The organism is Chromobacterium sp. IIBBL 290-4 (assembly GCF_024207115.1).
Lineage (GTDB): Bacteria > Pseudomonadota > Gammaproteobacteria > Burkholderiales > Chromobacteriaceae > Chromobacterium.
This window is the reverse complement of sequence record NZ_CP100128.1, coordinates 597,634-619,854: the sequence shown is the minus strand read 5'-3', so window position 1 is coordinate 619,854 and position 22,221 is coordinate 597,634. Positions and strand designations below refer to the sequence as shown.

Here is a 22,221-nt window from a genome sequence, read left to right as displayed (position 1 = left end):
AGCCTTCCTAACAAATATCCTTGCGATCAATATTGGAACAGGTTTTGCAAATCATCATCGTTTGGCGGCGCGGGCAGCGGGGCGGGGGCAAACGCCGCGTCCGCGCTCAGACGAAAGAAACTCATCGCGTGCTGCAGCCGTTCGGCCTGATGCGTCATTTCCTCGGCGGTGGAGGCGAGCTCCTCGCTCGCCGCCGCGTTTTGCTGGGTGGAGTGGTTGAGATGCATGATGGCCTGGCTGATCTGCGCGATGCCGCCGGCCTGTTCCTTGGTGGCGGCGGCGATTTCCTGCACCAGGTCGGCGGTGCGGCCGCTGGAGCGGACGATCTCCAGCAATAGCTTGCCTGCCTGTTCGGCTACGGTGACGCTGCGTTCGGCCAGGTCGCCGATTTCCTGCGCCGCCGCCTGGCTGTGTTCGGCCAGTTTGCGGACCTCCGCCGCCACTACGGCGAAACCCGCGCCATGGGCGCCGGCCCGCGCCGCCTCGATGGCGGCGTTCAAGGCCAGCAGATTGGTTTGGTAGGCGATATCGTCGATCACGCCGACCTTGCCCGCGATCTGGCGCATGGCTTGCACCGTCTGCTGCACCGCCTGGCCGCCCTCGGTGGCCTCGCTGGAAGCCTTGTCCGCCATGGCCTCGGTGGTGTGGGAGTTGTCGCTGGTCTGGCTGATGGAGGCGGACACCTGCTCGATGGCGGCGGAGCTCTGCTGCAGTCCGGCGGCGGAGGTGCTGGCGCCTTGCGACAGGGACGAGGCCGTCGAACTGATCTGCAAGGCGGCGCTGGCGATGCCGTCCGAGCCGATCTTGACTTCGCTGATGATGGCGCGCAGCTGGGCGCACATTTGCTGGATGGCGTCCAACAGGCTGCCTGCCGGCGCGGTTTTGGCCGGCATGTCCAGGCGGCCTGCCGCCACTTCTTTCGTGATCCGCACCACCTCTTGCGGCTCGCCGCCTAGGCGTCGGATCAATTGGCGGTAAATCAGCAGCTGGGCGCCGACCAGCAGAATCAACACCGCCGCGCTGACCAGTCCCAGGGTGGTGAAGGTCAGATGCGTGCTGCGGGTGGCGTCGGCCTCCATTTGCTGTTCCAGGCGCTTGGTCTGCTCGATCAGCGGCAGGATGGCGTCGTGATTGCGATCGTAATGGCCTTGCAGACGGTCGAAGGACTGGTTGACCGCCAGCTGGTCATGGGCGTCCAGCGCCGGCAGATAGCGAGCATCGACCTCCTGGTAGAAGGCATCGGCGGTGGGGCGCACTTTTTGCGCCAGGGCGGCGCGCATATCGTCCGGCAGGCTGCTGCCGCTCCATTGCTGCTGGCCCTGATAAAACTGCGAGCGCAGCGACTGCAGGCGGTTTAGCAATTGCTGGCGGATCGAAGGGTCCTGGGTATTGCGCAATTGATTGACCACCAGGAAGCTGGCTTCCAGCTCTTGAGAGGGCGGGTCCAGATCATTGATGAAATTTTGGCCTATCACGACCTGCTGGTAGAGCTCGCCATTGATCATCACCATGCGCAGCCCTTGCCAGGCAGTGACGGTGAGCAGGCCCAGGCCGAATAGCACGCAGGCGGTCAGCAGCATGAACTGTCGTCTGATGGTGAACTGTTTCATCGCGCCTCTCCGCGCAATGGGCGCGGCTTTACCATTGCGGTTCCTCGATTTCGTGTTGCCGGCTCAATTCGGTCAGCAGGGAGATTTCGTTCATCGACAGCACTTTGTCGACATTGAGCAGAATGACAAAGCCATTGTCGATCTTGGCCATGCCTTCGATGAAGTCGGCGCGGATCTGATTGCCGAACTGCGGCGGCGGCTCGATCTCGCTGTCCGGTATGGCCAGCACCTCGTGGACCGCGTCCACCAGAATGCCTATCAGTTGGCATTGCTCCTCATGCTCGATCTCGATGATGACGATGCAGGTGCGGCGATGGACCAGGGTTTCATCGCGGGCGAAGCGCAGCGCCAGATCGATGACCGGCACCACGGCGCCGCGCAGGTTCATCACGCCGCGGATGAAGGCCGGCATCAGCGGCACCACGGTGGGGCGCACATATTCCAGGATTTCGCGTATCCGCAAAATGCCGATGGCGAACGTTTCTCCCGCCATCTGGAAAGTCAGGAATTGCCGAACGTCCGCGCCGGCTTCCTGGCTGGGCGGCGCGTCGTTGCGGCGCAGGATGTTCAGGGATGCCATCAGTCGCTCCTCTGCCGGCTAAAAGGAAAGGAAGCCCGCATCGCGCGCGGGCGGCGGCGCGGAAGGGTGGGCGGAGGCGCCCGCATGCAAGGAGCCCAGATGGAAGAAGCCGATCAGGTCGTGCAGGTTTTCCGCCTGGCGGTTCATTTCCTCTGCGGTGGCGGCCAGCTCTTCGCTGGCGCTGGCGTTCTGCTGCGTGGTCTGGTTCAGTTGCTGCACCGCCAGGCTGATCTGGCCGACGCCGCTGGACTGCTCGGTGGAGGCGGCGGCGATTTCCTGCACCAGGTCGGACGTGCGGCTGCTGGAGCGGACAATCTCTTCCAGCAGCGCGCCGGCCTGGTCCACCATGTGCACGCTGTCGCCGGCCAGCGCGCTGATCTCCTGGGCCGCCACCTGGCTGCGCTCGGCCAGTTTGCGCACTTCCGCCGCCACTACGGCGAAACCCTTGCCGTGCTCGCCGGCCCGGGCGGCTTCTATCGCCGCGTTGAGCGCCAATAGATTGGTTTGGTAGGCGATGTCGTCGACGATGCTGATCTTGTCGGCGATCTGGCGCATGGCGCGGATGGTGCGCTGCACCGCTTCGCCGCCGGCGGCGGCTTCGGTGGAGGCTTTCTCGGCCATGTTTTCCGTCAGCCTGGCATTGTCATTGGTCTGGTTGATGGAGTTGGACATCTGCGACACCGAGGCCGAGGTTTCCTCCAGGCCCGAAGCCTGCTCGCTGGCCGACTGGGCGATCATCTGCGACGTGGAATGGATGTGCTGCGCGGCGACCGACAGGCTCTCCGAGCCGTTTTTGACTTCGCCGATGATGGCGCCCAGCGTCTGCACGGTTTGCATGATGGATGCAGCCAGGCTGCGGTCGTCGCCGGGGCGCAGCGCGATGGAGCATTGCAGATTGCCGTTGGCGACTTGGCGCATCATGTCGGCGACGTGCTGCGGCTCGCCGCCCAGTGTGCGCAACAGATTGCGTTGTATCGTCGCCGCCACCGCCACGCTGCAGACCATCGCCAACGCGGCCAGGATCAACAAGCGCTCCCGGCTGTTCTGGCTGACATGCTCGCTCTGGCTGACCAACTCGTCGTTCATTTGATCTTCCAGTTTCGCCAGGCTGGCGATCTGCTCGTTCAGGCTGGCGCCCTTGCCGGCGTTGGCCAGGCCCAGCGCATCCTGCAGCTTGCCCTGGCGCACCAGCTCCAGCGACTGGCGATAGCCCTGATGCGCCACTTGGCTGGCTTGCTGGATCGCCGCCATCAACTCTCGTTCGCGCGCTTGTGTGGCGCTTTCGCGCTGGAATTTCTCCGCCAGCTGTTGCTCGGTCGCCTGATAGTGTTGCAGCGCTTCTTCAAATCCATTGATGGCGGTTTCGCGTTCCGCAGTCGATCGGGCCAGCAGGCTGCTGCGTATTTGAATGCGGATTTGCTGGTTGGATTCGAATAATTGGTGGGCCAGCCGTTCTTCCACATTATTGACACGGGTGATTTCATGCACCGATTGGTCCTGCTGATCCAGTCCTTGCCATGCGACCAGCAGGCACATCAGCAGCAGCAGGATCACGGCGCCGAAGCCCAGCGCCTGTTTGGTGGCGACGCGCATTCCAGACAAGGTGGTCATGGCGAGCTTTCCTCAGAGTTGTCGTGGCGGGGCAAGCCGGCTCCTCCGGCAAGAGAGGTGAACCGGAATTGCTCGCGGCGGCAGGCATGCTGGATCAGGGAGGGCACATCCAGAATCAGCGCCACCTCGCCGGTGCCGAGTATGGTGGAGCCGCTGAGGGCCTTGAGCGAGCTGAACATGGCGCCCAGCGGCTTGATCACCGTCTGGAATTCGCCTTGCAGCGCGTCCACCACCAGGCCTGCCTTGTGTTCGCCGTACTGCGTCACCACTACGTTGCGGCGTTTGACCGGCAGCGGCGGCAGCTCGAAGAAACGGTTGAGATGCAAGAGCGGCAGCAGCTCGCCGCGCAGATTGATGCAGTCGTGAATGCTGTTTTCCTTCAGGCCGCTCGGCATTTCAATGCACTCCACCACCGATTCGAGCGGCAGCACGAAGGTGGAGTGGCTGACATCGACCAGGAAGCCGTCGATGATGGCCAGCGTCAGCGGCAGCCGGATGCGGAAGGCGGTGCCTTTCCCCGGCTCGCTGTCTATGTCTATGCTGCCGCGCAGGTGTTCTATGCTGCGATGGACGACATCCATGCCCACGCCGCGGCCGGACAGATTGGTGATTTTTTCCGCGGTGGAAAAGCCGGCTTCGAATATCAGTTGAAAGATATCCCGGTCGGGCAGGATTTCATTTTCGCCAACCAGGCCGCGTTGCCGCGCTTTGGACAGAATGCGCTCTTTGTCCAGTCCGCCGCCGTCATCGAGGACTTCGATCACCACGCTGCCGGATTCGTGGTAGGCGTTGAGCCAGATATTGCCGGCGGCCGGCTTGCCATGGGCCTCCCGGATATGGGTAGGCTCGATGCCGTGGTCGATGGCGTTGCGGACGATATGCAGCAGCGGGTCCGCCAGTTTTTCCACCATGGACTTGTCCAGCTCGGTTTCGGCGCCGACGATGTGCAGCTGGATATCCTTGCCCAGTTCGCGCGACACGTCGCGGGCGACGCGGGGAAAGCGGTGGAAGATCTCGCCTATCTGCACCATCCGCATCGATAGCGTGCCGGTGCGGATTTGTTCGATCAGATTGGCGATGGTTTGCGTCGCCTCCACCAGCGCGGTCTGCTGCGAGCGGCGAGCCGTCAGGTTGGCCGCCGCGCCGGCGATGACCAGTTCGCCTATCAGGTCTATCAGATTGTCCAGTTTGCTGGCCTCAACCTTGATGAATTTGCTTTCCGTGGTCTTGCTGGGTTTGGTTTCAACCGCGGCAGGGCTGTCCGCGATATGGGCGGTTTCGCTGCGGCTTTCCGTTTGCGGCGGCGGCGCGGTGGGCTCGGTGTAGACGGCTTCGGGCAACTCCGCGCGGGCGGTTTCCTGCGGCTCGGCAAGCGCGGGGTCGTATTCCAGCGGTTCTTCCTCGGTCGGTCCCAGCGCGCCAAAGCCCAGCCAGGCCCGGCGGACCGCGTCGGCTTCGTCTTGAGAGGCGCTGGCCGTGGCTTCCGGGAAGTGAGCAGCGGCCAGCGGCAACGGGAAAATGTGCAGCTCGCTGTCTTCGCGGACGAATTCGAAGACCTCGTTCAGCGATTGTTCGGAGATGTCCGACAGATAGTGCGCTTCGATGCGCAGATAATTGCTTTCGGCATCGAAGGCCTCTCCTGCCGGCAAGCAGCTGTCTATCGCCTCTATTTGTTCGATCGAGCCCAAGGTCGCGAGGTAACGGATGAAGGACGATGGGTCCAGGCCGTTGCGCAGCACGTCGGGGCCGAAGCGCAGCGACAGCAGCCAGTGCGTTTCGACATTGCCGGCCGCCTCGCTCGCCGACTCGTCTGGGCAGGGGAGGCTGGTCTCCTGGCGGGGAGGCGGCGCGTCCGGACGCAGCTGCCGTATCAGATCGGCCAGCAGGGCTTCATCGCGCAAGTCCTGCAAATTCCGGCCATCGGCCAGCGCCTGAATCAAGGCGCTGACATGGTCGTGACAGCGCAGCAGCAGGCCGATCAGGCCATCGTCCAGCGTCATGGCGCCTTCACGCAGCAAATCCAGCAGGTTTTCCGCCTGATGGGTGAAGCCGACGATTTCATCCAATCCGAACAGGCCGGCGGAGCCCTTGATGGTATGCATGGTGCGGAACAAGGCGTTGAGCTGTTCGCTGTCGGCGTGCTCGGCCTCCACATCCAGCAAAATGCGCTCCATCTCATCCAGCAGCTCGCGCGCCTCCTCCAGAAACGTTTGCTTAGCCTTTTCAAGATCCATGGCCGGACTCCTCTGGCGGCGGGAGCCGCAGAGCGGAAAACCCCATTATTCTGGCGAAGCTTCTCACGGCGGCGCTGGGCGCGATCAAGCGCAGCGCCAGGCCGCGCAGGGAGGCCTCGCGCTGCAGCCAGAGCAGCACTTGCATGCCGGCGCAGTCGATTTCCTCCACCATCGACAGATCCAGCTCGATGTCCTGGCCGCCTTGCAGGGCTTCGGCCAGCCGCTGCCGGAATTCAGCTGCCTGGTAAATGGTTTCTTCGTTGCCGGCCTGGATGGAAGTCGTCATGCGGCGCGTCCGTGCTGGGGAGCGATCAAGGCAGAATCAGCTTGGAGACGGCCGTCAGCAGCACGGGCGGCTGGAAGGGCTTGACGACCCAGGCCTTGGCGCCGGCCTCTTTGCCGGCGCGCTTCTTGTCTTCGGCTGATTCTGTCGTGAGCATGATCACCGGCGTGAATTTGTAATGCGGCAATTGTTTGATGCTTTTGAGCAGGCTGATGCCATCTAGCTGCGGCATGTTCACATCGGAGATGATCAGGTGGATTTTTCTGCCATCCAGAATGTCCAGCGCCTCTTTGCCGTTGCCGGCCTCAAGCACGTCGTAGCCCGCGCCGGCCAGCGTCATCCTCACAACCTGGCGCAGGGTCGTGGAGTCGTCGACGATCAATATGGTTTTGGCCATTCGATGCTTCCCCGGTATTCAAAAGAAGGTAATGTCGCTTTGCCCGGGCGTACGGCTATTTTCTTCCCTGTTGTGCAAAGCGCGTTGTTCATGGGTGGTGTAGCTGCTTTTCAGCGAGTTCAGCCAGCTTTCGGTATCCGGCGGTTCCGGCAGCGGGCCTTCGCTGTGCAGCGCGTCATGCAAGGTGGCCTCCAGTTGCCAGATATCATTTTGCACATGCGACAGGATCTGGTTTACCCGGTCTTGAAACTGCAGATAAAACAGCACCTGTTCGATGGAGGTCCGGAATTCGAGGCTCTGCTGCAAGGCATGGCCGCCCTGTCCGCTGGACAGCGCGTGCTCGAGCGCGGCCAATTCGCGCAATAGCGATTGCGCGTGTTCGGCGATGGCCGGCTTGTCCAGCTCATGAAGCCCGCCCAGCGCTTCCGACCAGGACAGGCTGAGCTGGCGCAAGCTCTCCAGCGCGTTGGACGGCGGCAGGGGCGGAGTCGAGGCCGAGGGCGCTTCAGGCGCCGCGTCCTCTCCGTTTTCAATCTGGCGCAGCATGCCTTCGAAGCGCTCGGTGAGCTGGGCCGCCGCCTCGTCTATCTGTTCCCGGCTCAGCGCGATGTGGCCGGCCCACAGGGGCAGCAGCGCGCAGACATGGTTGGCGACGCTGCGCCAGTAAAGCACGTGCTTGTCCGCGTCTTGACTTGAATTATCGGCCGCAGCCGCCGGCGCGGCCACCGGCCACAGCATCAGGAGCAGCCACAAAAGGCTGGTCAGGCCCAGCGCAGGCCAGAACAAAGGGTGGTTGATGAATAGCGCGTACTGGATACCCCCGTTTGCGATCAGGCCGATTTCCAGCCGGATCCAGCGCCAGGGTTGAACAGGGGCCGTCATGCAGAATCCTGTCGTCGGGTGCGTAATCTCTACTTTTTTGTAGCCCTTGCCAGCAGGGGATGCAAACAGGCGGCCCATTCCGGCCCGCAAAGCGTCGAGCGCAGTCCTTGCGCCGCGGCGCAACGATAGAAGCTTGATTTCAGTCTTGCATTTCCGGGGGAACTGTGGTCAGAATCGAAGTTCGACATTTCAACCATTTTGAAACAAGAAGCACGTATGGCACTCATCGTACAGAAGTACGGCGGCACCTCGGTTGGGACGACCGAGCGCATCAAGAATGTGGCCCGCCGCGTCGCCAAGTGGAAAGCCCAGGGGCATGATGTGGTGGTGGTGGTTTCCGCGATGAGCGGCGAAACCAACCGTCTGATCGCGCTGGCCAAGGACATCCAGGACTATCCCGATCCGCGCGAGCTGGACGTGGTGATCTCCACCGGCGAACAAGTCACCATCGGCCTGCTGGCCATGGCGTTGAAGGAAATCGGCGTGCCGGCCAAGAGCTATTGCGGCTGGCAGGTGAAGGTGGTGACCGATCAGGCCCATACCAAGGCCCGCATCCAGTCCATCGACGAGCAAGTGATGCGCGGCGACCTGAAAGAGGGGCGCGTCGTCATCGTGGCCGGCTTCCAGGGCGTGGACGAGGAGGGCAGCATCACGACGCTGGGCCGCGGCGGTTCGGATACCTCGGCGGTGGCTTTGGCCGCCGCGCTGCAGGCGGATGAGTGCCAGATATATACCGACGTGGACGGCGTGTACACCACCGATCCGCGCGTGGTGCCGGAGGCGCGCCGCCTGAAGACGGTGACCTTCGAGGAAATGATCGAGATGGCTTCGCTCGGCTCCAAGGTATTGCAGATCCGCTCGGTGGAATTCGCCGGCAAATACAAGGTTCGCTTGCGCGTGCTCTCCAGCTTCGAAGACGAAGGCGAGGGCACCCTGATTACGTTTGAGGAAGATGAGAGCATGGAAAAGGCGGTAGTGGCAGGCATCGCGTTCGATCGCAACGAAGCCCGCATCAATGTCAAGGGCGTGCCGGACAAGCCGGGCATCGCCTATCAGATTCTGGGACCGATCGCCGACGCCAATATCGAAGTCGACATGATCATCCAGAACGTCGGCGAAAACGGCACCACCGATTTCTCCTTCACGGTGCCGCGCGGCGAGTTCCAACGCGCGCTGTCCATCCTGCGCGAAGTGCAGACCCATATCGGCGCCGCCAAGATCGACGCCGACGACAAGGTCGCCAAGATCTCCATCGTCGGCGTGGGCATGCGTTCGCATTGCGGCATCGCCTCCACCATGTTCCGCACCCTGGCGGAAGAGGGCATCAATATCCAGATGATCTCCACTTCCGAGATCAAGGTATCGGTGCTGGTGGACGAGAAATACCTGGAGCTGGCGGTCCGCGTTTTGCATAAGGTTTTCGGTTTGGACCAGCCGGCGTAAATATTTTTACATTCAGCTGTTGACAGAGGGCGGACCTATAGTTAATATGGCGCTCTCTGAACGGAGAAATGGCCGAGAGGTCGAAGGCACTTCCCTGCTAAGGAAGCATACGGGCTTAAACCTGTATCGAGGGTTCGAATCCCTCTTTCTCCGCCAGAAACTGCACCCGTAGCTCAGTTGGATAGAGTATCTGGCTACGAACCAGAGGGTCGGGCGTTCGAATCGCTCCGGGTGCACCAAGACGTCCCTATAGTTTAGCGGTTAGAACACCGCCCTTTCACGGCGGTAGCCGGGGTTCGATTCCCCGTGGGGACGCCAGGATTCAAGCGAAAGCCCAGCATGAAAATGCTGGGCTTTTCGCATTTCATCTGTCTGTAATATCTCTTCCCGCCTTCGCGGATGCCTCTCTCGATATAAAAAACGGGATGTCTTTCGACATCCCGCCGCGCGCTCGCCTCTCTCCGGTTCAGAACTTGTGATTCAGCTCCAGCCAGGCTTGGCGGCCATAGGGCGAATAGCTGCCGGTTGGATAGTATCCCCAGCCGCCGCTGTAATCCTTCTTGATGAAGTCCTGCAGGTTGTTGACGATCAGTCCCAGCGAAGTTTGCTTGCTCCACTGATAAGTCACGCTCGCGTTCGCCAATACCGAGGGGGTGAGATAGCCTGTCCCGGCCGCGTTGGGGATCTTGCCGTAGCGGGTCAGCTGCAAGGTGCTGGACCAGTTGCCGATGTTCCAATCGGTCGTCAGCGACAGTTTGTCCGGCCAATCGCTATTGCCCATGTCGGTCAGCTCGTTTTGCGCCGGATCGTTGGCGAATTGCTGATAGGTATGCGTCAGCACCTTGGTGTAGGCGGCCCGGAAAGTGAACTTGCCGAAGTTTTCCGTGCGGACCTGCAGCTTGCCGCTCAGGTCGATGCCGCTGGTTCGTTCGCTGGCGGCATTGATCGGATTGACGATGATGTAGTTGATGCCGCCCGGATTGACCAAGGCATTGACCGGATAGCGCACGATGCGGCGGAGCGCATCCTGGCACAGCGCCGAATTGATGTCGTAGCTGCCGCTGCGGCAAGACGCCTCATCCTTCAGCAATTTGTCTCCATCCAGTGTGGTTACCAGATCGTTGATGGCGATGTTCCAATAGTCGATGGAGATGTCGGCGTCCTTGCTGGGCGACCAGACAAAGCCCAGGCCATAGGATTTCCCGCTCTCCGGCTTCAGGGTGCCGTTGCCGTTGCTGACATAATTGAACCCAGGAGAAACGCCGGCGTAATCGCAATTGGCCAAGGCCTGGCCCGCCTGGGCGCAGCGCCAGTAGTCGGTGCTGGACGAATAGTAGCCGCGCGTCTGGGTCTGGAACAAATAGCTCATGTCCGGCGCGCGGAAGCTGGTGGCGTAGTTGCTGCGGATCAGCAGGCTGCTGATCGGACGATACTCCAGGCCGGCGCCGTAGGTGAGTTTGCCTTCGCTATTGCTGGCGGTTTCATAACGGTCATAACGGCCGGACAAGGTCAGATTGAGTGGCTTGGCTAGAGGCAGCAGCAGCTCCGCGCCTATCGCATCGCGCGCGCGGGAGCCGCTGGCGTTGATGGCTGGGCTGGGGTTGTAGAACACGCCTTGATTCAGCCGTTGGTCCGGATTGTTGCTGAAGCCCTGGCTGCCCCATTCCAGCAGGCCTGCCAGCTTGGCCGGGCCTGCCGGCAATTGAAACGCTTCGCCGTTGGCGCTGAGGCTCAAAACTTGCAGCCAGGATTTGTTCTGGCCCGTCGCGGTGCCGATCAGGCTGGCGGATTGCGCCGGCGTCAAGGGATTGTAGAAATGGTCCAGATTGGGCGCGTAGATGGGCGCGCCCTTGCTGGTGGTGCCAAGCAGCGGCCCCAGGAAATAGTTGTCGGCGCTGCTGAGCAGCAAGGGCGTGGTGGTCTTGCTGGTGTATAGCGAGGCGTTGTAAGCCAGCTCGTAGTTCCAGCTGCCGCTCAGATCGCCTCTGGCGCCAAAGGTCAGATTGGCGGCCAGGTCATCCCACTTGCGGTTGAAGTTGCTGGCGCCGCCCAGCTCTTCCGGCGCGAAGCTCTTGGCCCAGGTTTCATTTTGGCCGGAGGTCTGATTGTAGAAATAACCGCTCTGGGCGGCGGCTGCGGCCCAGCGCGGTCCGCGGGTATTGTTTTCGGTATGTTTGAGCCCCAGCATGGCGTCGCTGAACAGCTCGACGTGCGAATTGAGCTGATAGTTGAGGCTGAGGAAGCCGTTGCGCGTGTCTTGGCCGGTTTGCAGCGTCCAGTAGGACGGTTTGAGCAGGCCGGTGGCGCAATAGCCGGATTGGCTGCTGCCTACGGTTCGAACATCTCCGGCGAACATCCCGGCAAAGTTGCCGCAGGCGCTGCTGGCATCCAGCGTGCCGCCGCCGGCGATGCCGCGTTTGAGGAATACCGAGGGCGCTTCGCCTAATTGGGTCGAACTGGACATGAAGCCGCGCTGGCGGGCCCATATGGGATTGCGCGTGCTCAGCTCCAGGCCGTAGATCAGGCTCAATTGATCATTGCTGGTCCCGCCGGTCAGCTGTAGCCGGGCGTTTTCGCCGCCATGATGCTCGGCGCTGCCCACTTTGACATTGAGATTGGTGCCTTCGACCCGCTTCTTCAAAATGATGTTGACCACGCCGGCGATGGCGTCGGAACCGTAAACCGCGGACGCGCCGCCGTTGAGGATCTCGATGCGATCTATCAAGGCGGATGGAATGTCTGCCAGATTGACGAAGTTGACCTGGCCTTCATACGCCATCGGATAGTCGGCCATGCGGCGGCCGTTGATCAGTGTCAGCGTGTGATTGGGCCCCAGGCCGCGCAGGCTGATGGCATTGGCGGCGGGGGTGAAGGTGTTGCCGAAGTCGGCGCCTTGAGTGAAACCGGTGTTCTGGGTCAGATTGTTCAGCGCATCGTAGACATTGGAATAGCCTTGTTTTTCGATATCGGCGCCGCTGATCACGGTGACGCTGGTCGGCCCTTCCTTGGCGGAGCGGGCGATGCGCGAGCCGGTGATGGTGACTTGCTCCAGGGAGTCGGGTTGCGGGGCGTCGGAGGCGCTCGCCGGATGGGCGATGCCGGCAAGCGCCAATGCCAGCACGGTCTGGCGCAGGGCGAGTTGTGTTTTCACGTTTCATCAAACAGCTTGCGCTGTCCTTGGATAGGGGAAAGCACAGGATAACTCTATGTCATATGTTTTTAATTAATAAAAATTAAAACGCTAATTCTAATGAGTAATATCGCTTCAATCAGAATGTCAAAATCAATCTGGCGCCGCCGTTAAGCTTGCGGGCATAACGGACGGTGCCGCCGTTGCTGTTGACCAGTTGCCGCACCAGGGCGAGGCCGATGCCGCGCCCTTTGGCCTTGGTGGAGTAAAAGGGGGTGAAGATCTGCTCGATCAATTCATCCGGCACGCCTGGGCCGTTATCGGCGACTTCCAGCCTAAGCCTGCCGCCGCGCGCCAGCGTCGCATTCACCTCCAGGCGGGCGCGGGGCTGATGGGCGGTCGCTTCAAAAGCGTTTTTGATCAGATTGATCAGCGCCTGCTCCAGCTGACCGCCATCGGCGCGCAATTCCAGCGACGGGGATTCGGCATGGAAAACCGCCTCGCCGCCGCGCGCGCGCCAGGCGGGAGCGGTCAGCGCGTGCAAGCGCTCGAATAGTTGGCTGATGGCCACGATTTCCGGTTTCGGCTCCGGCGCCGACGACAGGCTGCGATAGCTGGAGACAAAGTCGGCCAGGCTGTCGGCGCGGCGGCTGATGGTATGGAAAGTCAGCTCCAGCTCCTGGCGCAGCGATTCCGGCAGGCTGGCATCGTTGTCGTCGAGCAACTCGCTGGCGCTGCGCGATAAAGAAGCGACCGGAGTCAGCGAATTCATGATCTCATGCGTCAGCACATGCACCAGCTGTTGCCAGGCGCGCAGCGTTTCGGCTTCCAGCTCGTTCTCCAATGGCAGCAGCGCCAGCAGGCGCTCCTGTTGCGCGCCCAAACCCAGGCGGCTGCAGGACACCAGCGCGCGCTCCACGCCGCGTTCGGTTTCAAAGCGTATCCAGCGCCGCTCGCCCTGATGGCTCAGCAGCTGCTGGTATAGCGCCGCCGGGCTGCTGGCGTAGCCGGGCGCGACCAGGCGCCGGGCGCGGGCGTTCAAGGGTTCTGCATGATCGGCGGCGAGCCGGAACAGCGCGACGGGAGCGTGTTCCAGCCTGATGTTTTCGATCTGGGCGGGCGAGAGCGCAAGCTCCGGCGGCATGGGCGCGTCTTGCGTTTGTCCCTGAAGGCTTGCCGCTCGCCAGCCATGTCCCATGGCGCGCCATTGCCAGGCCAAAAGCGTCGCCGCGGCCAGCGCGACGACTACCTCCAGCCGCGGCGAATCGACCGCGTAAACCGCCGCGCCGCCCAGCGCGATCAAGCTCAGCGATGACGACAAGACCAGGCTTTTCCAGCGCGCGGCTTCAGAGACCATGTTTTTCCATCCGTCGATAGAGCGCGGCGCGGGAGAGCCCCAATTGCTTGGCCGCATGGCTGACATTGCCGGCGAATTGCTGCAGGGCCTGGGTGATGGCTTGCTTCTCCTGCTGCTCCAGATTGAGCGCGCTGCTCAGCGCCGCAGCCGCGGACGGGAGCGGGCGAGCTGGACTGGAGAGGTCGAAATCATCGGCCTGGTATCGCTCCTGGCTGGACAGGATCACCGCCCGCTCGCAGGCGTGGCGCAAGGCGCGCACATTGCCGGGCCAGCCATGGCTAAGCAGGGCGTCGGCTGCCAGGTCCGTCAGCTCGCGCAGGGGACGGCGGTATTGTTCGGCATAGAGCCGCAGATAGTGCCGAGCCAGCGGCAGGATATCGTCGCTGCGCGCGCGCAGCGGCGGCACGCGCAGCACGATGGTGTTGAGGCGGAACAGCAAGTCGCGGCGGAAATGCTGCGGATCGTGCAGCTTTTCTTCTTCCAGATTGGTGGCGCTGAGCACGCGCACGTTCAAGTCCAGCGGCCGGTCGGCGCCCAACGGCGTGATTTGGCGGCGCTCCAGCGCCGTCAGCAATTTGGCCTGGTTGGCCAAGGGCAGATTGCCGATTTCATCCAGAAACAGCGTGCCGCTGGCGGCGGCCTGGAAGCGGCCTTCGCGGTCGCTGCGCGCGTCGGTGAAAGCCCCTTTGCGATGGCCGAACAATTCGCTGTCGAAAGTGGATTCCGGCAGCGCGCCCATGTCCACGCTCTGAAACGGCCCGTCTTGGCGCAGGGAGGCGAGATGGAGGGCGCGCGCCACCAGCTCTTTGCCCACGCCGTTCTCGCCGAGGATCAGCACATTGGCCTCGGTCGGGCCCACGTTGGCGATCATGGCCCGCAACGCTTGCATGGCGCGCGATTGGCCCAGCAATTCGCCTTCCGGCATGCCTTCCATGCCGCGGGTGGCAAGGCGCAAAGCCTGATCCACGGTCTGGAACAGCTTTTGATTATCCCAGGGCTTGGTGATGAAGTCGCTGGCGCCTTGCTTCAACGCCGCCACCGCCAGCGGGACGTCGGCGTAGGCGGTGAGCACGAAAATCTGCGGCGGCCGAGGCAGCGCGCGCAGCCGCCGCAGCACCGCCATGCCTTCCTCGCCGGAGATGGCGCCGGGGGTGTAATTCATGTCCAGCAGCACGACATCGGGCGCGCCCGCCGCCAAATAATCATCCAGCAGGCTGGGGTGGGGCAGGTGGACGCAGTCCGCATTCAGTTTGCGCAGCAGCAAACGGGCGGCGAGGGCGACATCGGCGTCGTCTTCAATCAGCAGCAGGCGGGGTCGATTCATGGCGACGGCATTCATTTCAAGGACCACGGGATGGTGCGGTCTCATCGGTGCTTTGGCAAGCTGTTTGTCATGGCGCAACTGTCCGGTTTCGAACACTGTCCGCTGTCCGCTTGCGGACAGTTTGGCGATGGTTTCTGTCTAGTTTATTGATTTTTATGAAGAATAAATCTGGCATGGTGTTTGCTAAATCAGATGGGGAACACAATGCGGAGCATGAATATGATGGGCAGATTCCTGATGGGCGCGTCCCTGGCGCTGGTTCCGGCGCTGGTGGTCTTGGCGCTGATGAGCGGCAGTATGGCGTTTAGCGGCAAAGTGGGGAGCGAGGGCATCGCGCTGATGGCGCGGCTGGGGCCTGTCCACTTGCAACTGCAGGTTCTGAGCCTGCAGGGGGTGGGCTTGTGAGCGAGGCCGAGCAGGGCGTGGTTCAGCCGGTTACCGGCGCGGCCATGGATGAGGCGGTTGTCCGCAAGCGTTGGGGACGGCGTCCTTTGTGGCTGGCCGGCATGGCCGGGGCGACGATTCTGCTGGCTGGCGCCGGCTGGTGGTATAGCCAGTCCGCGGGGCTGCGGGTGGCGGCGTCCGAACTGCAGATCGCCCAGGCTCAGACGGGCACTTTCAGCGATGAGGTCATCCTGCGCGCCACGGCGCAACCGGCGCAGTCGGTGGTGCTGGATTTAGTGGAAGGCGGACGCGTCGATGAAGTGTTGGCCAAGGATGGCGACAAGGTTCAGGCCGGGCAGGTGCTGGCGCGCTTGTCCAATCCGCAGCGGCAGCTGGACCTGCTGGCCCGCAAGTCGGATCTGGCGCAGCAGTACGCCAATCTGTCCTCCACCCGCGAGCAACTGGAAGCCGGGCGCAGCGAGTACCGCCGCCGGCTGAGCGATCTGGCGCTCAAGCTCAAGCAGCAGGAGCGCCAGTTCAAGCGCGACGCCGCGCTGGCGGCGCAGGGCTTCATCTCCGCCGCCGCGCTGGAGGATTCCCGCGACAAGCTGGAGCAATACCGCGGCGATTACGCTGCGGAGCAACACAGCCAGGCGGTGGAGCTAGGCATCAAGGAAACCGCGCTGCAGCAGATGCAGCAGGCGCAGAACGAGCTGAGCCGCGGCACCCAGGTGGTGGCGGGCAGCCTGGCGGCCTTGTCGCTGCGCGCGCCGGTATCCGGTCAATTGACCAATTTCAATATTCAGACCGGCAGCACGCTCAAGCCCGGCGAACGGGTGGGAAGGGTGGACAGCCTGGGCAGCTTCAAGCTCAGCGCCCAGGTGGACGAGTTCTATCTGCCGCGCACCCGGCGCGGGCAGCAAGCGTCGGTAGAACTGGATGGCCGCACGGTGGCGGCGACGGTCAGCGCGATCAATCCGCAAGTGCAGGATGGCCACTTTCAGCTGGAGATGCAGTTCGCGGCCGGCTCTCCTGCCGGACTGAACTCCGGCCAGGGCTTGGACGCGCGTTTGCAGCTGGGCGCGGCGAAACAGGGGCTGGTGCTGCCTTATGGTCCCTTCGTCAACGACACCGGCGGCGCATGGGCGATGGTGCTGAGCGCGGATGGCGGCCGGGCGGAAAAACGCGCAATCCGCATCGGCCGCCGCAGCCAGACGCAATTGGAAATATTGGACGGGCTGAAATCCGGGGACAAGGTCATCGTGTCCTCTTACGCCGCCTTCGGCAAATATCAGGCGCTGACCTTGAATTGAGACAATAAGGGAGAAGAGAAATGATCAAACTGAAGAACATCACCAAGCTGCATGTGGGCGGCGAAGTGCAAACCCGCGCGCTCAATGGCGTGGATCTGGAGATTGAGTCCGGCGAATACGTGGCGGTGACCGGGCCGTCCGGCTGCGGCAAATCGACCTTGCTGTCCTTGCTGGGCCTGCTGGACGTGCCCAATAGCGGCGAATACTGGTTCAACGGCCAGAATGTGGCGGGCTTGAGCGAGGCACGTCTCAATCAGCTGCGCCGCGGCCGAGTCGGCTTCATCTTTCAAAGCTTCAATCTGATCGAAGAGCTGACGGTGCGCGAAAACGTAGCGCTCGCCCTGGAGTATTCCGATGTGCCCGCCGCCGAGCGCAAGACTCGCGTCGAGGCCGCATTGAAGCGCTTGGGCGTGGCGCATCGCGCCGACCATCGTCCTTCGCAATTGTCCGGCGGCCAGCAGCAGCGCGTGGCCATCGCCCGCGCGCTGGTGGCCGAGCCCGAACTGCTGCTCGCCGACGAACCGACCGGCAACCTGGACAGCGCCCACGGCGACGAGGTGATGCGCATGCTGCGCGAGATCAACGCAGACGGCACTACCGTGATCATGGTGACCCACTCGCCATCGCACGCCGCCCAGGCCTCGCGCACCATCAATATGCTGGACGGCCGCGTGGTGGTCGACGCAACCCAACTATAAGGCGCGGCGATGAACGACATCCTGAAAGATTTTCGCGTCGGCTGGCGCTGGCTGGCGAAAGAGCCGGGTTGGTCGGCGCTGGTGATCGCCGGCCTGGCGGTGGGCTTCGCCTGCTGCTTTCTGCTGCTGGGCTACACGCGCTTTTCCATGCAGTACAACCGCTATTTGCAGGATGCCGACAACACTTACCAGCTGGAGGCGCGCTTCAATCTGCCAGGCATGGATCAGAAGTGGACCAACTATGCGCCGTTCCCGGCGGCGCAGGCCTTGAAGGACAGCGGCTTGATCGAGCGCGCCAGCATCGCCTGGGATGTGCCGATGCCCGTTAGGGTAGGCACGGCGGTGAGCATGCAGAATCTGCTGTTGGTCGACCCCGATTTTGCCCAGTTGTTTGAGCTCAAAACCTTGTCCGGCGATCTGCAAGCCGCCTTGACGCGGCCTGACCGCCTGGCGCTGACCGACGACAAGGCGCGCCAGCTGTTCGGCAGCGCGGCGGCGGTGGGCAAATCCATCAAGATCAACGGGCAGGCTTACCTGGTTTCGGCGGTGGTGGCGGGGCCGCCTTTGGCCGGCACTCAGCCCTTTACGATGCTGGCTTCGCGCCATAGCGCGGTGATGGATGCCAAAACCACCCAGGAGGTGCTGGAGAACTGGGGCGGCGTGGCTGGGAAAGTGTATTTCCGTCCGCGGGCGGGCATCAGCCGCGAGGCGACGCTGGCCAAGCTGCAGCAAGCTTTCGAGCAGTCGGCCTTTTCCCGCGGCCTGCCGCCCGAGTTCAGGCAGATGCTGAAAAATCGCCCGCTGGTGACTTACGGCGCGGCCTCGCTGGCTGAAGTGTATTTCGATCCCAAGCTGGACGAGGGCATGGGCAGCAGTTCTGACGAGCATGTCAGCCGCAGCCAGATAGCGGGCTTGGCGGCCATCGGTTTACTGATTCTGCTGTTGGCGGCGATCAATTACATCAATCTTTCGACGGTGCGCACCATACGCCGCCAGCGCGAAATCGGCGTGCGCAAAGTGCTGGGCGCCAGCATTGGCCGCGTGGCCGGGCAGTTTTTGCTGGAGTCGGTGCTGGTGTCTTTGCTGGCTATGGTTCTGGGCCTGATCTTGGCTTGGCTGGCTCTGCCAGGCTTCTCGTATCTGATGTCGCGCGAACTGTCGGAGATATTCAACTTGGCCAGTCTGGCGCAGGCGCTGCTGGCGGCCTTGCTGGTGGGCGCCCTGGCCGGCGCCTATCCCGCCTGGGTGGCGGCCAGGGTACGCGCCACGCAAGCGCTGGCCGGGCGGGATCAGCAGGAAACGCCGCGCGGCATCTGGCTGCGCCGCAGCTTGACGGTATTGCAGTTCTCCGCGGCGATGGCCTTGAGCGGCGTGACGCTGGCCATCGCTTGGCAAGCCTGGTACGGCAGCAGCCGAGATCCAGGCTTCCAGGCGCAGGGTTTGCTGACAATGGACGCAGGCAATGGCGCGGGTGCCAGAGAGGCGTTTCGCACCGCGGTGGCAGCCTTGCCCGGCGTTGGCGGTGCGGCTTACAGCCGCAATAATGTGGCTGATGGCACGATGAATCTCTCCAATATCAAGCGCGGCCAGGGTTCAATCAATGTGGAAATTCGTGCCATAGGCTGCGCCTATTTGGAAACCTACGGCGTCAAAGTGTTGGCCGGGCGGACTTTCCCTGGCTGCGGCGCCGGCTTTGACAGCGCCAAGAGGGAGACTGTGATCAGCGAGTCCGCGGCGCGCGATCTGGGCTATGCCTCGCCGTGGCAGGCGGTGGGCAGGCAGATGGCCATCAGCGGCGGCCAAGCGTACACCGTGGTCGGGGTGGTGTCCGACATCCATCTGCAGTCCGCGCGCGAGCAGGCGCGCTCATGGGTTTATCTGGCGATCAGGCATGACGCCACCGTGTTGTCGTTGCGCTTTCAGGGCGATGAGGCGGCAGTCCGCGCCGGCATCGCCCGGCTGTGGCCGCGCTATTTCCCGGATTATCCCTTGAAGATGGACAGCGCGCGTTATCGGTTGGATCAGCGTTACGCGGTGGATGCCAAGCAGGCGGGCTTGTTGGCCGCCGCCGCCGGCGTCGCGCTGTTGATCGCCGCTTTCGGCATCTATGTGCTGGCGGCGTACTCGGTGCAGCGCATGTCGCGGGAGGTGGTGTTGCGCAAGCTGCATGGCGCCAGCGGCGCCGCCATCGCCGGCTTGGTCAGTCGCGAGTTTCTGTGGGTGCTGGCCGCATCCGCACTGATCGGCCTTGCGCCCGCCGCCCTGTATATCCGGTCGTATCTCAGCGCTTTCGTCGAGCGGGCGCCTATAGGCGGCTGGACCTTGCTGCTGGCCTTGGGTTTGTGCGTTCTGGCAGCGGCGTTGGCGGTGTGGCGGCATTTGCTGACCGCTTTGCGTTTGCGCCCGGTATTGGCATTGCGCGGATAAACAATATGAAGATAGCCAGCTTGTCCAGGAGACAGGCTGGCGCCGGGTGAACAAAGGGGATGCTGTGTCTTACTTTCGTTGGGATGATTTTCGCGTCGGCTGGCGCTGGCTGGCTAAAGAGCCGGGCTGGTCGTCGCTGGTGATAGGCGGGCTGGCGATAGGCTTCGCCTGCTGCTTTTTGTTGCTGGGCTATGTCGGTTATTCCTGGCAGTTTGATCGCCATATCCAGGGGCGGGAGCAGGTTTATTTGTTGAGATCCAAGATGAATTTCGGCGACCAAGAGCATGCTTGGCGGCCGGAGAGTCCAATGGCTGCGGGGCAAGCGCTGCGCGACAGCGGCATCGTCGAAAAGCTGTCGATGGCTCTCGGGTATTTCGCCCCTATTCGTGTGGGCAATCAGGTGGTGGACCGCTGGGTGACGCTGGTTGATCCAGACTATGCCGACTTATTCGAGGTCAAAACCGTGTCTGGCGATCTGATGCATGCCTTGACCCGGCCTGATGGCGCGGCGGTGACCGAAGCCATTGCGCTCAAGTTGTACGGCACGACTCAGGCGGTAGGCAAAACCTTCACTGTGGGCGGCAAGGCCTTGAGCGTGGCGGCGGTGGTGAAGACACCGCCGCCTACCGCCACTCAGCCTTACGAAATTTTGGGCGGCAGAGGCAGCCGGATGACGCCGGATAGCATGTATGGGGGCTTTTACCAGAACTGGGGGAGCCTTGGCGGATACAACTATTTTCGTCTTAAGCCTGGGCATTCATTGGCAGAGGCAGTTCAGGTTTTGCGGCAAGCATTGCGTAAAACGCCATTTTATAAGGAAGTTACGCCGAATATGGGCGCGGCTGGGCATAAGGAGCCGCTGGAGTTCAGCATGGTGAGTTTGGCCGACGCTTATCTGGATCCGGATATGGACAGTACCGCGGATCCCGGTCGGCACGACATGCAGTCCATATTGTGGGGGTGCGTGGCGATTGGCATGGCCATTCTGCTGCTGGCGGCCATCAATTACGTGAATTTGGCGACGGTGCGAGCGATACGGCGTCAGCGAGAAATCGGCGTGCGCAAGGTGCTGGGCGCCAGCGTGGCGCGCGTCGCCGGGCAGTTTGTCGCTGAGTCTGTGCTGGTGGCGCTGTTGTCCGCCTTGATTGGAATGGGTCTGGCCTGGCTATTGCTTCCCGTATTCGAGGGCATGCTTAGGCGCGAGCTGGTTGGGATGTTCTCGCTTGGCAATCTGGCCATGGCCTTGTCGGGAGCGATGTTGATAGGTCTGGCTAGTGGCGCTTATCCGGCATGGACGGCCGCCAGGGTGAGGGCGACTCAGTCCTTGGCTGGTCGAGACCAGCAGGAGACCCCGCAAGGCATCTGGTTGCGCCGCTCGTTGACGGTATTGCAGTTCGCGGTGGCGATGGGACTGGCCAGCATGACGCTGGCGGTGGCTTGGCAAACCTGGCATGGCTCCCGTTTGCCGTCTGGCTATGAGGTGAATGGTCTGATGCTGTCGGATGCCGGCGATAACAACAAGGCGGATGCGGTGCGACGACGTGGTTTGGCGGAAGCGGTGCGGCGATTGCCAGGCGTAAAAATGCTTAGCTATGGCGATACTATGCCGGCGGGAGGAAGTCGCAACACTGACTCCTATCATGTGCCGGGAGGCCGGTCGCTGGATCTGGCTCGTCGGATGGTGGATTGCCGCTTTGTAGAAGCCTACGGCTTGGCCTTGCTGGCCGGCAAGCGGTTTTCGACTTGCGCGGCTGAAAATGATGCTGCGTCGGATGAGAGCGTGGTGTTGTCTGAGTCTGCGGCGCGGCGTCTCGGCTTTACTGATCCGGCTAGGGCGGTGGGACAATGGCTGGAAACCGAGGTGGTGGGCAGCGGCCGGGCGCAGATCGTGGGCGTGGTGGGCGATGCTCGTGAGGGGACTGCGCGCGAGCAAAAGTTAGCTTTGGTGTATCTGAAAGGCAGCGGCAATGTGCTGGCCATTCGCTATCAGGGCGAGGAGGCTGTTTTACGAACCGCTTTTGCGCAATTGTGGCCGCAGTATTTTCCGGATTATCCGCTGAACCTGATCAGCGCAAAGCGCCAGTTGGGAAGGCAATACGAGCGGGATGTGCGTAATGCGCAGATGTTGGCTGCCGCCGCTGCGATATCTTTGCTGATCGCCGCTTTCGGCATTTATGTGTTGATGGCCTATTCTGTGCAGCGCATGAGTCGAGAGGTTGTACTGCGCAAGCTGTATGGCGCGGGCAGTCTGGCGGTGATCCTGCGAGTAGGCAGGGAATTGCTTTGGATCGTCTTGGCCAGCGCCGGTGTGGGATTGTTGCCGGCCTGGCTGTTCATCAAGCACTATCAGGCGGATTTTATCGAGCGCGCGCCGATAGGCGGCTGGACCTTGTTGTTGGCGCTGGCGCTGTGCCTGCTGGTGTCGGCCTTGGCGGTGTGGAAGCATATGCGTTTCGCGCTGCGTCTGCGGCCGGCAGAGGCGTTGCGAGGATAGGAGAGGGCGGCGCGAGCCGCTTTTTTTCGATGGAGCGGAGAATGCGAAAAAGCC

At 62.4% G+C, this 22,221-nt stretch carries 16 protein-coding genes and 3 tRNA genes; 9 read left to right on the top strand and 10 right to left on the bottom strand.

Translation table 11 applies throughout. The annotated features are described in order from the left end of the window. Nucleotides 1–26 precede the first annotated feature (26 nt). Genes NKT35_RS24015 through NKT35_RS02770 form a run of 7 tightly spaced genes read right to left on the bottom strand, consistent with a single transcriptional unit; the run spans nucleotide 27 to nucleotide 7,597 of the window. On the bottom strand, nucleotides 27–1,610 hold the full coding sequence (locus NKT35_RS24015; RefSeq protein WP_256493434.1) for a methyl-accepting chemotaxis protein: 1,584 nt from the start codon (nucleotides 1,608–1,610) through the stop codon (nucleotides 27–29). Nucleotides 1,611–1,638: 28 nt separating this feature from the next. Further along, nucleotides 1,639–2,190, bottom strand: coding sequence for a chemotaxis protein CheW (locus tag NKT35_RS02795; RefSeq protein WP_254298655.1), 552 nt, complete (start codon nucleotides 2,188–2,190; stop codon nucleotides 1,639–1,641). Nucleotides 2,191–2,208: 18 nt separating this feature from the next. Further along, on the bottom strand, nucleotides 2,209–3,801 hold the full coding sequence (locus NKT35_RS02790; protein WP_254298653.1) for a methyl-accepting chemotaxis protein: 1,593 nt from the start codon (nucleotides 3,799–3,801) through the stop codon (nucleotides 2,209–2,211). After that, nucleotides 3,798–6,035: a chemotaxis protein CheA gene (locus tag NKT35_RS02785; protein ID WP_254298651.1), complete on the bottom strand. Its 2,238-nt coding sequence runs from the start codon at nucleotides 6,033–6,035 to the stop codon at nucleotides 3,798–3,800. Before NKT35_RS02785 ends, NKT35_RS02790 begins: the two co-directional genes overlap by 4 nt. Continuing rightward, complete coding sequence (locus NKT35_RS02780) at nucleotides 6,025–6,321, bottom strand: STAS domain-containing protein (protein WP_254298649.1); 297 nt, start codon at nucleotides 6,319–6,321, stop codon at nucleotides 6,025–6,027. The genes NKT35_RS02785 and NKT35_RS02780 overlap by 11 nt, the downstream gene beginning before the upstream one ends. Nucleotides 6,322–6,346: 25 nt before the next feature. Then, nucleotides 6,347–6,715, bottom strand: a complete 369-nt coding sequence (locus tag NKT35_RS02775) for a response regulator (RefSeq protein ID WP_254298647.1) — start codon at nucleotides 6,713–6,715, stop codon at nucleotides 6,347–6,349. Between the two features lie 18 nt (nucleotides 6,716–6,733). Then, a complete protein-coding gene (locus tag NKT35_RS02770) occupies nucleotides 6,734–7,597 on the bottom strand; it encodes a hypothetical protein (RefSeq protein WP_254298645.1) in 864 nt (287 codons plus the stop codon). Between the two features lie 216 nt (nucleotides 7,598–7,813). On the opposite strand from NKT35_RS02770, the gene NKT35_RS02765 reads away from it, so the two are divergent. From NKT35_RS02765 to NKT35_RS02750, 4 genes are all read left to right on the top strand, one after another. After that, nucleotides 7,814–9,040: an aspartate kinase gene (locus tag NKT35_RS02765; RefSeq protein ID WP_254298643.1), complete on the top strand. Its 1,227-nt coding sequence runs from the start codon at nucleotides 7,814–7,816 to the stop codon at nucleotides 9,038–9,040. 62 nt (nucleotides 9,041–9,102) lie between these two features. Next, nucleotides 9,103–9,196, top strand: a tRNA-Ser gene (locus NKT35_RS02760). Between the two features lie 6 nt (nucleotides 9,197–9,202). Beyond that, a tRNA-Arg gene (locus NKT35_RS02755) sits at nucleotides 9,203–9,279 on the top strand. 4 nt (nucleotides 9,280–9,283) lie between these two features. Then, nucleotides 9,284–9,358: transfer RNA gene (locus NKT35_RS02750), tRNA-Glu, on the top strand. A gap of 148 nt (nucleotides 9,359–9,506) precedes the next feature. Here the strand turns inward: NKT35_RS02750 and NKT35_RS02745 are convergent. The 3 genes from NKT35_RS02745 to NKT35_RS02735 form a co-directional block, all read right to left on the bottom strand. Then, complete coding sequence (locus NKT35_RS02745; RefSeq protein ID WP_254298638.1) at nucleotides 9,507–12,191, bottom strand: TonB-dependent receptor plug domain-containing protein; 2,685 nt, start codon at nucleotides 12,189–12,191, stop codon at nucleotides 9,507–9,509. A 118-nt stretch (nucleotides 12,192–12,309) separates the two neighbouring features. Further along, nucleotides 12,310–13,527, bottom strand: coding sequence for a sensor histidine kinase (locus NKT35_RS02740; RefSeq protein ID WP_254298634.1), 1,218 nt, complete (start codon nucleotides 13,525–13,527; stop codon nucleotides 12,310–12,312). Further along, nucleotides 13,517–14,851: a sigma-54-dependent transcriptional regulator gene (locus NKT35_RS02735; RefSeq protein ID WP_254298632.1), complete on the bottom strand. Its 1,335-nt coding sequence runs from the start codon at nucleotides 14,849–14,851 to the stop codon at nucleotides 13,517–13,519. Before NKT35_RS02735 ends, NKT35_RS02740 begins: the two co-directional genes overlap by 11 nt. Before the next feature lie 219 nt (nucleotides 14,852–15,070). Here NKT35_RS02735 and NKT35_RS02730 point away from each other — a divergent pair, with 219 nt between their 5' ends. From NKT35_RS02730 to NKT35_RS02710, 5 genes are all read left to right on the top strand, one after another. Further along, nucleotides 15,071–15,256 (top strand): hypothetical protein, encoded by a 186-nt coding sequence (locus NKT35_RS02730; protein ID WP_254298630.1) that lies wholly within the window; start codon nucleotides 15,071–15,073, stop codon nucleotides 15,254–15,256. Continuing rightward, a complete protein-coding gene (locus tag NKT35_RS02725; RefSeq protein ID WP_254298628.1) occupies nucleotides 15,253–16,548 on the top strand; it encodes an efflux RND transporter periplasmic adaptor subunit in 1,296 nt (431 codons plus the stop codon). Before NKT35_RS02730 ends, NKT35_RS02725 begins: the two co-directional genes overlap by 4 nt. Nucleotides 16,549–16,568: 20 nt before the next feature. Then, the gene (locus NKT35_RS02720; RefSeq protein ID WP_254298625.1) at nucleotides 16,569–17,246 is read left to right on the top strand and encodes an ABC transporter ATP-binding protein; all 678 of its coding nucleotides are present in this window, start codon (nucleotides 16,569–16,571) and stop codon (nucleotides 17,244–17,246) included. Between the two features lie 9 nt (nucleotides 17,247–17,255). Further along, complete coding sequence (locus tag NKT35_RS02715) at nucleotides 17,256–19,673, top strand: ABC transporter permease (RefSeq protein WP_254298623.1); 2,418 nt, start codon at nucleotides 17,256–17,258, stop codon at nucleotides 19,671–19,673. 64 nt (nucleotides 19,674–19,737) lie between these two features. Continuing rightward, on the top strand, nucleotides 19,738–22,167 hold the full coding sequence (locus tag NKT35_RS02710) for an ABC transporter permease (RefSeq protein ID WP_254298621.1): 2,430 nt from the start codon (nucleotides 19,738–19,740) through the stop codon (nucleotides 22,165–22,167). The last annotated feature ends 54 nt before the right edge of the window (nucleotides 22,168–22,221 follow it).